Annotated in this window: 14 protein-coding genes; 8 read left to right on the top strand and 6 right to left on the bottom strand. The window is 58.6% G+C overall.

The genetic code is table 11. The annotated features are described in order from the left end of the window. Positions 1–38: 38 nt before the first annotated feature. The 3 genes from dmpH to OUO13_RS05920 are packed head-to-tail and all read right to left on the bottom strand — an operon-like array spanning position 39 to position 3,133. Complete coding sequence (dmpH, locus tag OUO13_RS05910) at positions 39–842, bottom strand: 2-oxo-3-hexenedioate decarboxylase (RefSeq protein WP_283172935.1); 804 nt, start codon at positions 840–842, stop codon at positions 39–41. Continuing rightward, complete coding sequence (gene dmpE, locus OUO13_RS05915) at positions 839–1,663, bottom strand: 2-oxopent-4-enoate hydratase (protein WP_283172936.1); 825 nt, start codon at positions 1,661–1,663, stop codon at positions 839–841. The genes dmpH and dmpE overlap by 4 nt, the downstream gene beginning before the upstream one ends. Before the next feature lie 9 nt (positions 1,664–1,672). Next, complete coding sequence (locus tag OUO13_RS05920; protein WP_283172937.1) at positions 1,673–3,133, bottom strand: 2-hydroxymuconic semialdehyde dehydrogenase; 1,461 nt, start codon at positions 3,131–3,133, stop codon at positions 1,673–1,675. Between the two features lie 307 nt (positions 3,134–3,440). Between OUO13_RS05920 and OUO13_RS05925 the strand changes: the two genes are divergently transcribed. After that, positions 3,441–3,842, top strand: a complete 402-nt coding sequence (locus OUO13_RS05925) for a GlcG/HbpS family heme-binding protein (protein ID WP_283172938.1) — start codon at positions 3,441–3,443, stop codon at positions 3,840–3,842. 1,105 nt (positions 3,843–4,947) lie between these two features. On the opposite strand, the gene OUO13_RS05930 is transcribed toward OUO13_RS05925, so the two are convergent. Then, the gene (locus OUO13_RS05930; protein WP_283172939.1) at positions 4,948–5,847 is read right to left on the bottom strand and encodes a LysR family transcriptional regulator; all 900 of its coding nucleotides are present in this window, start codon (positions 5,845–5,847) and stop codon (positions 4,948–4,950) included. A 156-nt stretch (positions 5,848–6,003) separates the two neighbouring features. Here OUO13_RS05930 and OUO13_RS05935 point away from each other — a divergent pair, with 156 nt between their 5' ends. The 4 genes from OUO13_RS05935 (at position 6,004) to OUO13_RS05950 (ending at position 9,806) form a co-directional block, all read left to right on the top strand. Then, positions 6,004–7,104: an NADH:flavin oxidoreductase/NADH oxidase gene (locus OUO13_RS05935; RefSeq protein WP_283172940.1), complete on the top strand. Its 1,101-nt coding sequence runs from the start codon at positions 6,004–6,006 to the stop codon at positions 7,102–7,104. Between the two features lie 401 nt (positions 7,105–7,505). Next, on the top strand, positions 7,506–8,363 hold the full coding sequence (gene yghU, locus OUO13_RS05940) for a glutathione-dependent disulfide-bond oxidoreductase (protein ID WP_283172941.1): 858 nt from the start codon (positions 7,506–7,508) through the stop codon (positions 8,361–8,363). A 231-nt stretch (positions 8,364–8,594) separates the two neighbouring features. Continuing rightward, positions 8,595–9,107 (top strand): SRPBCC family protein, encoded by a 513-nt coding sequence (locus tag OUO13_RS05945; protein ID WP_283172942.1) that lies wholly within the window; start codon positions 8,595–8,597, stop codon positions 9,105–9,107. An 18-nt stretch (positions 9,108–9,125) separates the two neighbouring features. Continuing rightward, positions 9,126–9,806, top strand: coding sequence for a type 1 glutamine amidotransferase domain-containing protein (locus tag OUO13_RS05950; RefSeq protein WP_283172943.1), 681 nt, complete (start codon positions 9,126–9,128; stop codon positions 9,804–9,806). 513 nt (positions 9,807–10,319) lie between these two features. Here the strand turns inward: OUO13_RS05950 and OUO13_RS05955 are convergent. Further along, complete coding sequence (locus OUO13_RS05955) at positions 10,320–11,234, bottom strand: LysR family transcriptional regulator (protein WP_283172944.1); 915 nt, start codon at positions 11,232–11,234, stop codon at positions 10,320–10,322. Positions 11,235–11,413: 179 nt separating this feature from the next. Here OUO13_RS05955 and OUO13_RS05960 point away from each other — a divergent pair, with 179 nt between their 5' ends. Next, positions 11,414–11,662 (top strand): hypothetical protein, encoded by a 249-nt coding sequence (locus OUO13_RS05960; RefSeq protein WP_283172945.1) that lies wholly within the window; start codon positions 11,414–11,416, stop codon positions 11,660–11,662. Between the two features lie 63 nt (positions 11,663–11,725). Here the strand turns inward: OUO13_RS05960 and OUO13_RS05965 are convergent, their stop codons facing one another. Further along, positions 11,726–12,238: a hypothetical protein gene (locus tag OUO13_RS05965; RefSeq protein WP_283172946.1), complete on the bottom strand. Its 513-nt coding sequence runs from the start codon at positions 12,236–12,238 to the stop codon at positions 11,726–11,728. A 202-nt stretch (positions 12,239–12,440) separates the two neighbouring features. Between OUO13_RS05965 and OUO13_RS05970 the strand changes: the two genes are divergently transcribed. Then, positions 12,441–12,734 carry a type II toxin-antitoxin system RelE/ParE family toxin gene (locus OUO13_RS05970; RefSeq protein ID WP_283172947.1) on the top strand — a complete coding sequence of 98 codons (294 nt, stop codon included), beginning with the start codon at positions 12,441–12,443 and terminating at the stop codon, positions 12,732–12,734. A 14-nt stretch (positions 12,735–12,748) separates the two neighbouring features. Further along, on the top strand, positions 12,749–13,078 hold the full coding sequence (locus OUO13_RS05975) for a HigA family addiction module antitoxin (protein ID WP_283172948.1): 330 nt from the start codon (positions 12,749–12,751) through the stop codon (positions 13,076–13,078). Positions 13,079–13,085 lie beyond the last annotated feature (7 nt).

Here is a 13,085-nt window from a genome sequence, read left to right on the forward strand (position 1 = left end):
ATTGTGTGGCCGGGCCTGCCAAGCAGGCCGGGCTTGGGTTATTCAGTGAACGAAACCGATACGGTGCCGAGTTCCTGGAAGCGGGCGCTGACAAAATCACCCGGCTGCACGGCAACCGCAGCGGTAATGCCACCACTCATCACGAAGCTGCCCTTCGGCAAGTATTCACCCATGCCGTGCAGGATATTCACCAGCATGGCGACTGCTTCTGCCGGGTTGTTCATCACAGCGGCTCCAGCGCCCATTTCGACGATTTCGCCGTTCTTTTCCATCACCACGCCGAGGGTGCGCAGGTCCAGCTCACTGGCGTAACGCGGACGACCGCCACCCACAAAACGGGCCGACGAGCCGTTATCGGCAATCACGCTTTGCAGGTCGAAGCTGAACTTCTGGAAACGCGAGTCGATGATTTCGATAGCAGGCAGCACGTAATCGGTAGCAGCTAACACCTGTTCGGCAGTGCAGCGTGGGCCTTCGAGGTCCTGGCTGGTGACAAAGGCGATTTCACACTCAACGCGCGGATGCACCAGCGCACCAACGGAAATCTTGCCGCCTTCCGGCACCGCCATACGGTCGGTGAGGAAACCAATCGACGGCACTTCGACGCCCATCTGTTTCATCTTGGCCTTGGAAGTCAGGCCGGCTTTCCAGCCCACCAGCTTGTGGCCCTTTTCGATAAAACGTTTGCGCAGTTCGGTCTGGATGGCGTAACCGTCATCCATGGTCATCGACGGGTATTCGTCGGTGAGCTTCGGAATCGCCACCGCCCGCATCTGTGCGCCTTCAACGCGCTCACACAGACGCACGATGTCTTCACGGCTCAGAGTAATGTTCTTGCTCATGCCTGCTGCTCCTGTGTTTTACGCTGCACGGCGGTGCGGCCCTTGAAGCTGACGCTGCAGCTACCCAGCCCACCCACGGTGCAGGTGAGGGTGTCGCCATCGGCGATGTCCACCAGCTGGGATTGCGAGCCCGACAGAATCACTTCACCGGCCTTGAACGGAATACCGAGCGCGCCAAGGGTGTTGGCCAGCCAGGCCACGGCGTTGGCCGGGCTGCCTTGTACGGCGGCACCGGCAGAAGTGCTCAGCAACTCGCCGTTTTTCTCCAGCACCATACCGGCCAGGGTCAGGTCGAGTTTTTTCGGATCACCACGGGTTTCCCCCAGCACGTACACACCACAGGAGGCGTTGTCGGCCACGGTGTCCTGAATGCGGATCTTCCAGTTGTCGATACGGGAATCGACGATCTCGAAGCAGGGCACCACGTAGTCGGTGGCGCGAATCACGTCCATGGCAGTAATGCCGGGGCCGACCAGATCTTCCTTGAGGATAAACGCCAGCTCGGCTTCCGCTTTCGGCTGGATCAGCTCATCCAGATTCATCACGTCGCCTTCGGCGTAAATCATGTTGGAGGTCAGCTGACCAAAGTCCGGCTGATACACGCCCAGAAACTGCTGTACCGGCTTGCTGGTCACACCGATCTTTTTGCCCACCACCACTTCACCGGCTTGCAGGCGGCGTTCAATAAAACGCTCCTGAATCTGGTAGGCGTCTTCGAGGGTGATCTCCGGGTACTGCTCGGTGAACGGCACCAGGGTTTTCTGTTCCACAAAGGCTTCGTACAAGCGGTCGCCGAGGCGAGTAATCAGGTTGTTATCCATGATGCCCCCTTACAGCTTCACGCAGACGTTGCGTAATTCGGTGTAGAACTCCAGCGAGTGCACACCACCCTCACGACCAATACCGGACTGTTTGGTGCCACCAAAAGCGGTGCGCAGGTCGCGCAGGAACCAGGAGTTGATCCAGGTGATCCCCACGTCGATACGACCGGCCATGCGGTGGGCACGGGTCAGGTTGGTGGTCCAGATGGTGGTAGAAAGGCCGTATTCGGTATCGTTGGCCTTGGCCACCACTTCGTCTTCGCTGTCGAACGGGCTGATGTGGCAGCACGGCCCGAAGATTTCTTCACGCACCACCGCTGCGGTTTCTGGCAGGCCGGTCCAGATGGTAGGTTGCACCCAGTTACCTTCGGCCAGTTCGCCCTGCATCTCTGGCACACCACCACCGGTCACCACGGTGGCACCTTCTTCAACGGCTTTTTGGTAGTAGCTCAGCACCTTGGTCTGGTGTTCACGGCTGATCAGCGGGCCATAGTTGGAACCGTGATCACTCGGGCGACCAAACTTCACACCTTCGGCCTTGGCCTTCAGCGCTGTTACGAACTTGTCGAAAATCGGACGCTCGACGTACACCCGTTCGGTACCCAGACACACTTGCCCGGTGTTCAGGAAAGCCGAGCGGAAGATGCCGTTAACGGCTTCGTCGAAGTCGGCATCCGCAAATACGATACCGGCGTTTTTGCCGCCCATTTCGAACGACACATCACGGGTGCCGGTGGCAGCCGCTTTCATGATGGCGGTGCCGGTGCGGGTTTCGCCGGTGAAGGTGATGGCATCCACACCCGGATGGGAGGTAATAAATTCACCGGCGGAGTCCGGGCCAAAACCGTTCACCACGTTGTACACACCGGCCGGAATACCGACCTTGTTCATCACCTCACCCAGCAGGGCGGCGGTGAACGGAGTTTCTTCAGACGGCTTCACCAGCACGGTGTTACCACAGGCCAGCGCCGGGCCGACTTTCCAGGTCATCAGCAGGAAAGGCGCGTTCCATGGGGAAATCACGCCGATGACACCTTTCGGTTTGCGAATGGCGTAGTTGAGCGCACCACGGCCGTCCGGGGTGTCGGTCATAAAGGATTCGGTCGGAACGTTTTTGATAACGTCAGCGAAAATCTTGAAGTTGGCAGCACCGCGCGGAATAAACACATGCTTCATCACGTGTTCCGGCTGGCCGGTGTCTTCCATTTCGGCATCCACAAAATCGTCGAAACGGCGGGTGATTTCATCGGCCACGGCATACAGCAGATCAACACGCTGATCCTGAGTCAGGCGACCCCACTCGCCATTCAGTGCAGCACGCGCCGCTTTCACCGCCATATCCACATCGGCATGGCTGGCTTCGGCGATCGAGGCAATCACGCGGTTATCAACGGGGGAGCGTTTTTCAAAGCGGCGGCTGTGGCTCGCTGGCAGGAAAACACCATTAATGAAGTTATCGATCTGGCGCATATCTGGAACCTCGACCTGTTTTTGTATTGATTGCTGGTCGCCGGGAAGCAGCGGATTCAGAGGTCAGGTTAGAGAAAGCGTCACATACCATCTAATACTATTTAATTGCCTGCTCGATACCCTCAGGGTATCAAAACCACCATTATCGGGATTACAAAGGCCGATGATTCCAGCAGCGGGTTGCTCTGCTCCTCAGCGCGACGGCAGACGTGCACAAAAGGGGGGTCAATATCCCGTTTTTGTTACTGTTGAGGACCGGCCACGCTGGTTACCATGGCGCTTCCTAACACGGCTAAAGGAGCCCGCCATGACCCGTTTGACCGACCTGCAAATCCGCCAGATGCTCAGCAAGGCAGTAGAAAAAGCCGAGGAAATTGGCGTTCAGATCTGTGTTGCCGTGGTAGACGACGGTGCCAACCTGCAAGGATTCCTGCGTATGGACAAAGCCCGCCTGGGCCCGGTAGACGTCAGCCAACGCAAAGCCAAAACCGCGCTGTATTTCCATGCCGACACCGGCGATTTCGGCAAGGTCATGCGCGAAGCACACCTCACCGGTATTGAACTGATCGGCGGCGGCCTCACCGGATTCGCCGGCGGCCTGCCGATTCGCATGGACGGAGAAGTGATTGGGGGCATCGGCGTATCCGGCGCCACCGCCGAACAGGATAAAGAAGTCGCGGAATACGCCCTGCAGGTACTGCTGCAGTAAAGATTCTGGTCGGGCGTCGGGCGTCGGGCGCGATTTTTTGTGGGCATAAATGCCCACTCTACAAACGAGCATCTATTTACACCGATTTAACCCAGCTCCGCTGGCTGCCCAATGCCCATCTGGGCGAGCCGGGATTCACCGCAACGGCCGACCCAGCCGGGGCATGGATGCCCCGCAAGGCCCGTTGGTACAGGGATGTACCATCGGGCCGGGGTCGATCAGCCGTTGTCGGTGAATACCGGAAAAACGAGCCCAGCAGGGCAAAAGCAGGGGGAGGCCCGCCCGGCCGGGGGACAAGGTCCCCCAAGAGGGCAAGCGGACTGGCAAATTAACAAGCCGAGTAGCCGCCAGAAGTCGGGCGTCGGGCATCGGGCGCGATTTTTTGTGGGCATAAATGCCCACTCTACAAACGAGCATCTATTTACACCGATTTAACCCAGCTCCGCTGGCTGCCCAATGCCCATCTGGGCGAGCCGGGATTCACCGCAACGGCCGACCCAGCCGGGGCATGGATGCCCCGCAAGGCCCGTTGGTACAGGGATGTACCATCGGGCCGGGGTCGATCAGCCGTTGTCGGTGAATACCGGAAAAACGAGCCCAGCAGGGCAAAAGCAGGGGGAGGCCCGCCCGGCCGGGGGACAAGGTCCCCCAAGAGGGCAAGCGGACTGGCAAATTAACAAGCCGAGTAGCCGCCAGAAGTCGGGCGTCGGGCATCGGGCGCGATTTTTTGTGGGCATAAATGCCCACTCTACAAACGAGCATCTATTTACACCGATTTAACCCAGCTCCGCTGGCTGCCCAATGCCCATCTGGGCGAGCCGGGATTCACCGCAACGGCCGACCCAGCCGGGGCATGGATGCCCCGCAAGGCCCGTTGGCACAGGGATGTGCCATCGGGCCGGGGGCGAAACGCCGTTGTCGGTGAAAACCGGAGACACGAGCCCAGCCGGGCAAAAGCAGGGGGAGGCCCGCCCGGCCGGGGGACAAGGTCCCCCAAGAGGGCAAACAGCCTGGCCAATTAACAAGCCGAGTAGCCGCGAAGCGTCTGACGTCTGACGTCTGACGTCTGACAAAGCAAAAACCGCTGCTTGGCAACAAAACAACCTCAACCCACCGGCTTCAGATACCCATCCACCATACAAGATCGACTATTCAACCGCTCCACCACATACCGGGCGCGGCTGGTTAACGGCCAGTCCTGACGGAAAATCAGCCACAGGGTATCCCACACCTGCGGGCCGAGATCCAGCACCTGAATACGCTCCTGATGCGGATACGCCAGCCGCGCATAACGAGGTAACACAGTAAAACCCAACCCGCGCGCCACCGGTTCCGGTATCAGCGCCACCTGATTGATAAAGCCTTTACAGGGCAAGGTTTCGACTCCGGGATTGCCCGGAAACCAGCGTGCAAACAGGCGCGTGGCGATCGCCTTGCCATCCGGATGACCCACAAACCCCAACCGTTGCAGATCGGACCAGTCATTCACGGTTTCACCGGCTGGCACCACCAGCTCCAGCGGTTCGCGACAGAACTGGCTGGAAAACAGTCGCTCGGAATCCGGCCGGAACGGCAACACCCCGAGGTCCCAGATGCCCGACAATACGCCCTCTTCCACCTCGGCATCCGGCGCGAAACGGTGCTGCACAATCAGCCCCGGTTTTTCCACCTGCAGGTCGAGCAGGAACGGGTACAACAACATGCCAACACTGCCCGGTGTAATCAGCCGCACATGGCCATCCATCGACGTCTGTTCCGCCAGCCGTTGCTGCAAACACTCGTGGGCTTCACGCATGTCCTGCCAGTAGGCCAGCACTGCCTTACCCGCCGGAGTCACTTCAATCCGGCGCGGATGACGCAACACCAGCGTGCCGTGTTCGTCCTCCAGATGCCGCACATGCTGGCTCACCGCCGCCTGAGTCAGCCCCAGCACATCGGCCGCACGGGTAAAGCTGCCGTGTTCGTTCAGAGCAGCGAAGGATCGTAACCACTGGGGATTAAGCATAATGAACTCTTATAAATCGGATAAGTCATCACAGGTTCAACTTATAGCAAACAGCCGATAGCCTATAAAGCACTCTCTGAGTCCTCTGCCGCACGCCAGACCAACGGTCGACACGGCAGGGATTTCCCCCTGATCGAGCCATCCAAGGAGCCTTGTATGTCTGCACTGTTTTCCGAATATTCCCTCAAGGATGTCACCCTGCGTAACCGCATCGCGGTGCCACCGATGTGCCAATACACCGCCACCGACGGTTACACCAACGACTGGCATCAGGTGCACTATGCCGCCCTCGCCCGCGGTGGTGCCGGTCTGGTAATTGTGGAAGCCACCGGGGTATCCGCCGACGGCCGCATCACCCCCGGATGTCTGGGCCTGTGGGAAGATGGCCAGATCGAAGGTCATCGCCAGATCGTACAGTCCATCAAGGCCGCCGGTGCCGTTCCGGGTATCCAGATTGGCCATGCCGGTCGCAAAGCCAGCGCCAACCTGCCGTGGCAAGGTGACGACCATATCGCCGCCGATGATCCACGTGGTTGGGCCACGATTTCTCCGTCGGCCATTGCCTTCAGTAATCACCTGCCGAAAGTGCCACGGGAAATGACCCTGGCCGATATCCAGCGCGTACGCGACGACTTTGTCAGCGCGGCGATTCGTGCCCGCGACGCCGGTTACCAGTGGCTGGAATTACACTTTGCCCACGGTTATCTGGCCCAGAGCTTCTTCTCGGTACACGCCAACCAACGCACCGACCAATACGGCGGCAGCGCGGACAATCGTGGCCGCTTCCTGCTGGAAACCATGCGTGCTGTGCGTGAAGTCTGGCCGGAAAACCTGCCGTTTACCGCCCGTTTCGGGGTACTGGAGTTTGACGGCCGCGACGAGGAAACCCTGCTCGAATCCATCGAGCTGACCCGCAAGTTCAAGGCTATTGGTCTGGATATGCTCAGTGTCAGCATGGGCTTCAGCACCCCCAACGCCAATATTCCATGGGGCCCGGCATTCCTGGGCGACATCGCCCAGCGCGTGCGTAACGAAGCAGGTATTCCGGTCGCATCGGCCTGGGGCTTCGATTTGCCCGCCAATGCCGAACGTATGATCGCCGAGCAAAAACTCGACGTGGTGATGATTGGCAAGGCGCATCTGGCCAACCCGAACTGGCCGTATTTCGCCGCCACCGAACTGGGTATTAACAAGCCTTCGTGGGTGCTGCCACCGTCATACGCCCACTGGCTGGAACGTTACACACTGGCGCGTTGATCCGCGGATACATTCGCGGACAGTTAAGGACCCTCTGAATAACTCGGTGCCCGCTCTGGCTTATCGGGATGGCGATGAATCACGAAGCCGGTTTGATGGCATAGCGGGCTACGTCAAAAACCGGCGACACCGAGTCATCGCCATCCCGAAAGCCCCGAAGGGCGCGGGCTGCAGCGCATTTGAGCGGTGTTGACGAACTTGAAAAGGACTTGTCATTTCGCTGCGTTCGTCGCCTTGCTCACACGCGCTGCAGCGCTCGCGCAGAGCTGTGCAGAGTTATTCAGAGTGTCCTTAATCCCGCTTTTTACGGCCAATGGCACACAACAGCGTGCCATTAGCCGTACTGTTTCCGCCCCAACACACCGTTACACTGGGAAAAACTCATCACACGAGGTTTGAACATGACCAGTCACTACACGCCGCCCAAAGTCTGGAAGTGGGATGCCGACAATGGCGGCAAGTTTGCCAGCATCAACCGCCCCATCGCCGGAGCCACCCACCAACGCGAACTGCCGGTCGGAGCACAACCGCTGCAGCTGTATTCCATGGCAACCCCGAATGGCGTCAAGGTAACGATTCTGCTGGAAGAACTGCTGGCTGCAGGTATCAGCGCAGCCGAATACGATGCCTGGATGATCGAGATATTATCCGGCGACCAGTTTGGCTCCGGGTTTGTAGAAGTTAACCCCAACTCCAAGATTCCAGCCCTGATGGACCACTCCGTTAACCCACCACAACGGGTGTTCGAATCCGGCGCCATCCTGCTGTATCTGGCCGACAAGTTTGAAGCCTTTATTCCAAAAGACTCCGCCGGACGCACCGAATGCCTGAGCTGGTTGTTCTGGCAGATGGGCAGCGCACCGATACTCGGCGGCGGTTTCGGGCACTTTTACGCCTACGCCCCGGAAAAATACGAATACCCGATCAACCGCTACACCATGGAAATCAAACGCCAGCTCGACGTACTGGATCGCCAGCTGGCCAACCATGAATTTGTCGCTGGCGCCGAATACAGCATCGCCGACATGGCCATCTGGCCATGGTATGGCGGCATCGTTCTCGGACGCCTGTACGACGCCGCCGAGTTTATCGACGCAAGCAGCTACCAGAACGTTCTGCGCTGGGCCAATACCATCGACGCCCGCCCGGCAGTGCAACGCGGCCGTATCGTCAACAAAACCTGGGGCGAAACCCTCGAACAACTGCGCGAACGCCATACCGCTGCCGATATCGACGCCGTCATCCAGCAGCGCAACTGACCAACCCCGCCCCACTTGATTACCTCGTTCCCACGGCATCGCCAGCGTGGGAACGCTGCGTGATGTGCATAACTGCCCGCCATCCACTGCGATCAAAAACCGGCCATAAACCCAGATATAAAGCCATGCGATAACAGAAATAAAATTTCAGGATTGGCCTTATATCCGCCACATCCGCATCATCACCAGTGTCCGGACAACATCTTTCACTGATTCCAACGCAGGTTCCTCATGACTCATATCGTATGGCCCACGGAATACCTTCCGGGCAACACCGACAACTACGTCTCCAACGAAATCATCATCGCCGACCTCAGCGCCGCTGACATCTGGGCACAACTGATCAACACCGAAGCCTGGCCGGTGATGTACAGCAACGCCTCTGAAATCCGTTTTCACGATAACAGCGGCCCGCTGCTAAACGCCGGAGCCCGCTTCCGCTTCACCACGTTCGGCTTTGCCGTTGAAGGCAAGGTGGTGGAATTTGTCGCCCCCGCGAATGGCGAAGCCGCCCGTATCGCCTGGCACGGCTGGGTCGAAGGTAACGCCGACGAACGCCTCGACGTTCACCACGCCTGGTTGTTTGAAGACCTTCCGGGCAACCGCGTACGGGTACTGACCCAGGAAACCCAGAACGGCAAACCAGCCGTCGCCCTGCGTAACAGCCTGCCTAACCCGATGTTAAACGCCCACCAGGAATGGATCGAAGGCCTCGTACGCGTCGCCATCGCCGCCCGCCGCTGATACAACCGGAGCCAACGCATGATGCGAATTCTGATGATTCTGACTTCCCAGGCCACCATGGGGGATACCAGCACCCCGACCGGTGTCTGGTTTGAAGAACTGACCACACCCTACTACCGCTTTGTTGATGCCGGTGCGACGGTGGAACTGGCTTCGGTCAAAGGCGGTGCGGTGCCACTCGATCCCCACTCCACCAGCGAACAGGCCCGCCCGGCCAGTGTCAGCCGCTTTATGGCCGACACCCACGCCATGCAGCAGCTGCAACAATCGCTGAGCATCCAGAGTCTGGATATCAGCGGCTACGACGCGATCTTCCTGCCTGGCGGCCACGGAACCATGTGGGACCTGCCCGCCAGCCGCGAACTGACCGAGCTGCTGAATCAGGCCTGGGCCAACCAGAAAATCCTCGCCGCGGTATGCCACGGCCCGGCCGGACTGGTTAACCTGCAAGACACCACCGGCCAGCCACTGGTCAGCGGCCGCAAAGTCGCCGGATTCAGCAATAGCGAAGAAGCCGCCGCCGGACTCACCAGCGTTATGCCCTTCCTGCTCGAAACCCGCCTGCGCGAACTGGGAGCCCACTATGAAAGCGGCCCCGACTTCCAACCGTTCGCCGTGCGCGACGGCCGCCTGATCACCGGCCAAAACCCGGCCTCGTCAGAACCGGTCGCCGATCTGGTACTGCAAGCACTGCGGTAAGTGTTTGCAACGCTGGAAATCAAAAGCCCGCCAAATGGCGGGCTTTTGATTCGTTAGCACTCTGCATGGATGCAATTGCAGCTTGTTAATTGGCACCACCGCATACCCTCTTGGGGGACCTTGTCCCCCGGCCCGGTAGACCCCTCTCTCTGCAATGGCCTGATCATCGATTGCTGAATTTGCCCAGCGCAGCTGGCTGCCGTTAATTGCCCATCTGGGCGAGCCGGAATTCATCGCAACGGCCGACCCGGCCGGGGCATGGATGCCCCGCAAGGCCCGTTGGCACATGGATGTGCCATCGGGCCGGGGTCGAAACGCCGTTGTCGGGGAATTTCGGATAAACGAGCCCAGTCGGGCAAAAGCAGGGGGAGGCCCGCCCGGCCGGGGGACAAGGTCCCCCAAGAGGGCAAACAGCCTGGCCAATTAACAAGCCGTGCAGATCACGCAGCAAGAATGCCATTGGTTGCTTAACTGATCGGCATTACGCCAAATGGCGGGCTTTTTTTGATCCGCTCAAAGCGGTATTTCACAACTCCCAAACAGCTGCTCCCTTAACCAGCGTTGTGCCGGATCGCGGTGTACGCGTTCATGCCAGGCGGCGGTTTTGGTAAAGCCCGGTATCGCGACCGGCGGTGGCAGTGTGATTAACCCCGGCCAACCACTCACCAGCCGTGACGGCACAACGGCGACCAGATCGCTGTCGAGTAGCAGTTCCGGCACGATCAGGAAGCTGCGCACCGATACCATGACCCGCCGTTGCAGTCCTTGTTGGGCCAGCACTTCATCGGTAATACCGGTGAAGCTGCCGCCGCTGTACGACACCAGCACATGTTCCAGTGCGCAGAATCGTTCGAGGCTCAGGCCGCTGCTCGCAGCTTCGATGGCGGCCGGATGATGCTCACGCATGGCGACGACGTAGGTTTCATCAAACAGACGACGGGCGTGCAGGTCGGCGGGGGTGATGTCCGGGGTTAACAGGGCGAGGTCGATGTCGCCACGTTCCATCCGCTCATGCAGCTCCTTGTCCTGCACCGGTAACAGCGCCACCTGAATGCCGGGTGCTGTCTGGCGCAGCTGGCGTAAAAACGGGCGGCCGACCGCGCGCAGGGCGTAGTCGGTAGCGGCTATGCTGAAGGTCATACGGGCGGTGGCTGGATCAAAGGCTGGCGGTTGCAGCAGCCCTTCGATGTCTTGCAGCAGGTTCTTGAGTGGCACTACCAGTTCTAACGCCCGTGCGGTTGGCACGATGCCACGCTGGGTGCGGGTAAACAGCGGATCACCAAAACTCTCACGCAGGCGCGCCAGCATGCCACTCAGTGCCGGTTGGGTAACGCCCAGGCGCTGGGCGGCGCGGGTGACGTTACGTTCGTCCAACAGGGCATCGAGGGCTTTCAGCAAGTTGAAATCGAGCGAGCGGATATCGCGCATGGTGATCACCGAACCATAAAAGTATCAGTAATCAGAATATCCGGTTTTTGCATTCAGGGCAGGAGGCCAAAATAATCTGCCAGAATGGTTTGCGCTACGGTCGCCATTGACGGGCACCATTGACTGACAATGCCCAACTGCTTATACAACCCTCTTTACCTCAGTACACAGGATTCAGCATGCACGCCGATCACGCCGATCACGCCGATCACGCCGATCACGACGATGACTACGACCCCGAACATGACCGGTTTCTGGACAGCGGTGATGATCTCGACGAGATGTTCTCGGATGAGCTGGAAGAGGACGGTGAGGGTGATGGCGAGCCGGCAGACGAATCCTCGTTCCGCGCTACACCAGCCCCATATGAAGATGATGAAGACGACGACGATGACGAGTTCCACTCGGGGCTTGATGACGACTTCTGACCCTACTCTATAACCGGCCCTGTCGGGTTCATGCGGCCGGGCCGCTTTCCGAAACCGTTGAGGTTATTGGCACAGGCTGGTGCCGGTGGCATTACGGCTGCAGCGGGTGTCCTTCTTATCGGTGTTCCTGTCAGTGTTTTTGTCGGTGGATTTATCCGGACTGCTTTTGTAACGGGTCGTCCCGTAGGAATCGGTTTTTGCTTTTACCGCCGGTGCATCGTTGCTGCGATAGGTGGTATTGCCGTGGGAATCGGTTTTGGCACGGGTGACACTGCCATCGTTACTGCGATAGGTGGTATTGCCATAGGAATCGGTTTTGGCGCGGGTGGTGCTGCCGTCGCTGTTGCGAAAGGTGGTGGTGCCATAGGCATCGGTTTTGGCACGCGTGGTCGAACCGTCACTGTTACGAAAGGTGGTGGTGCCATAGGAATCGGTTTTGGCGCGCGTCACCGTGCCATCGCTATGACGGCAAGTGGTGGTTCCATAGGAGTCGGTTTTGCAGGTGCTATCGGCCCACAGGGATGCTGGTGTGATGGCCAGACAGAGCAGCAGAAGAACGGTTTTGTGGTGGTGCATACAGGTTCACCTGCGACGGGGCTGGATGAGTCAGGATAGCGTTAGCGTGCGCGAATGTTGCGACGGAGGGTGTCGGCGGAATGGCTCTGGTCGTGCTGCGCTTATCAGACAGGCCTGCGATTGACTGGCCCCCTGCTCCAAACAAGCCATTTGACGCACAACCACATTGTGCATACCATTAATTGAAAAGGCATTTTACGACATGGCTGTCGAATTCAGAGACTCGTGGCTGGAAACGTTTTACGAGAATGATCAAAGCCACAGAAAAATCCCCAGCACCATTGAAGGGGCATTGTTCCGGAAACTGGAAATCCTTGATGCAGCGACCCAGGAGTCAGATTTACGAATTCCTCCCGGTAACCGCTTCGAACACCTTGAGGGAAACATGGACGGTTGGTGTTCCATCCGGGTAAACAAGCAATATCGGCTGATATTCCAATGGATAGATGGCGTTGCAGTGAATACCTATCTGGACCCTCATGATTACAAAGGCTAGTGGAGAATAAGGTGATGAGAACGACAAAACGTCGCCCAGTAACGGTCGGTCAAATGCTGGTAACCGAGTTTCTGGAGCCGATGAGCATTGAGATCAACGAACTGGCAGACGCCATGGGAGTACACCGAAACACCCTGAGCCGTATCGTTCATGACAAGGGGATATTGACCGCCCCGATGGCAATCAAACTGGCGGCAGCGTTGGGTAATACCCCCGAATTCTGGCTCAATATTCAGCACGCGGTAGAGTTGTGGGACGTTCGCCATAAAGCCTTTGAACGGGAAGCCATGAACGTCAGGCGGATCATGCCAAAACCGGAACATCAAGAAGTCGCGGTTCAATAAAGCAGGC

This window comes from Parathalassolituus penaei (genome assembly GCF_026626885.1).
GTDB classification, from domain to species: domain Bacteria; phylum Pseudomonadota; class Gammaproteobacteria; order Pseudomonadales; family Oceanobacteraceae; genus Oceanobacter; species Oceanobacter penaei.

What these genes read in the sequence shown, in the direction of transcription:
- dmpH (WP_283172935.1), bottom strand. Translation starts at nt 842, where the DNA reads ATGAGCAAGAACATTACTCTGAGCCGTGAAGACATCGTGCGTCTGTGT.
- dmpE (WP_283172936.1), bottom strand. Translation starts at nt 1,663, where the DNA reads ATGGATAACAACCTGATTACTCGCCTCGGCGACCGCTTGTACGAAGCC.
- OUO13_RS05920 (WP_283172937.1), bottom strand. Translation starts at nt 3,133, where the DNA reads ATGCGCCAGATCGATAACTTCATTAATGGTGTTTTCCTGCCAGCGAGC.
- OUO13_RS05925 (WP_283172938.1), top strand. Translation starts at nt 3,441, where the DNA reads ATGACCCGTTTGACCGACCTGCAAATCCGCCAGATGCTCAGCAAGGCA.
- OUO13_RS05930 (WP_283172939.1), bottom strand. Translation starts at nt 5,847, where the DNA reads ATGCTTAATCCCCAGTGGTTACGATCCTTCGCTGCTCTGAACGAACAC.
- OUO13_RS05935 (WP_283172940.1), top strand. Translation starts at nt 6,004, where the DNA reads ATGTCTGCACTGTTTTCCGAATATTCCCTCAAGGATGTCACCCTGCGT.
- yghU (WP_283172941.1), top strand. Translation starts at nt 7,506, where the DNA reads ATGACCAGTCACTACACGCCGCCCAAAGTCTGGAAGTGGGATGCCGAC.
- OUO13_RS05945 (WP_283172942.1), top strand. Translation starts at nt 8,595, where the DNA reads ATGACTCATATCGTATGGCCCACGGAATACCTTCCGGGCAACACCGAC.
- OUO13_RS05950 (WP_283172943.1), top strand. Translation starts at nt 9,126, where the DNA reads ATGATGCGAATTCTGATGATTCTGACTTCCCAGGCCACCATGGGGGAT.
- OUO13_RS05955 (WP_283172944.1), bottom strand. Translation starts at nt 11,234, where the DNA reads ATGCGCGATATCCGCTCGCTCGATTTCAACTTGCTGAAAGCCCTCGAT.
- OUO13_RS05960 (WP_283172945.1), top strand. Translation starts at nt 11,414, where the DNA reads ATGCACGCCGATCACGCCGATCACGCCGATCACGCCGATCACGACGAT.
- OUO13_RS05965 (WP_283172946.1), bottom strand. Translation starts at nt 12,238, where the DNA reads ATGCACCACCACAAAACCGTTCTTCTGCTGCTCTGTCTGGCCATCACA.
- OUO13_RS05970 (WP_283172947.1), top strand. Translation starts at nt 12,441, where the DNA reads ATGGCTGTCGAATTCAGAGACTCGTGGCTGGAAACGTTTTACGAGAAT.
- OUO13_RS05975 (WP_283172948.1), top strand. Translation starts at nt 12,749, where the DNA reads ATGAGAACGACAAAACGTCGCCCAGTAACGGTCGGTCAAATGCTGGTA.